The 343-nt window shown below is 49.3% G+C and carries 1 protein-coding gene; it reads right to left on the bottom strand.

All coding sequences use genetic code 11. From position 1 onward, the window contains the following. Nucleotides 1–49 precede the first annotated feature (49 nt). The coding region (locus tag IQR33_RS19865; RefSeq protein WP_193843970.1) for a hypothetical protein at nucleotides 50–343 on the bottom strand (294 nt) is incomplete at its 5' end.

Genomic DNA, 343 nt, shown 5'->3' with positions numbered 1-343 from the left:
TAGGAAACTCGCATTACCCCTGTTATTCCGAGGTAATGCGAAATGTGGTTTAGCGAGTGCGAGTATGGCCGAAGAAAAGCTGCTCACCCATTTTGATATCGCGCAGCTTCATGGGGATATTGGGGTCGGTTAACTTGTAATGGCGCATCACCGAGTTGAGCGCACTGGTGTAAAGCTGAAGGGTGCGAATTCGGATATTGCAGTCTTGAACTGAACCTTGGCTCTGGCTCGATACCATGTCCACTTCACCGTTAAGCGTATATTCAAAAAGTGCGGTCGCTTGATAGGACTCAGGCTGGTCTAGCGTTTCCATAAGCTCCGATAGGTCGGTGTTTTGCCACTG

Origin of the sequence: Vibrio sp. OPT46, from assembly GCF_015163535.1 — a bacterium.
Lineage (GTDB): Bacteria > Pseudomonadota > Gammaproteobacteria > Enterobacterales > Vibrionaceae > Vibrio > Vibrio alginolyticus.
Note: the sequence above shows the minus strand (reverse complement) of the source record. Positions and strands in the feature narration are given on the sequence as shown.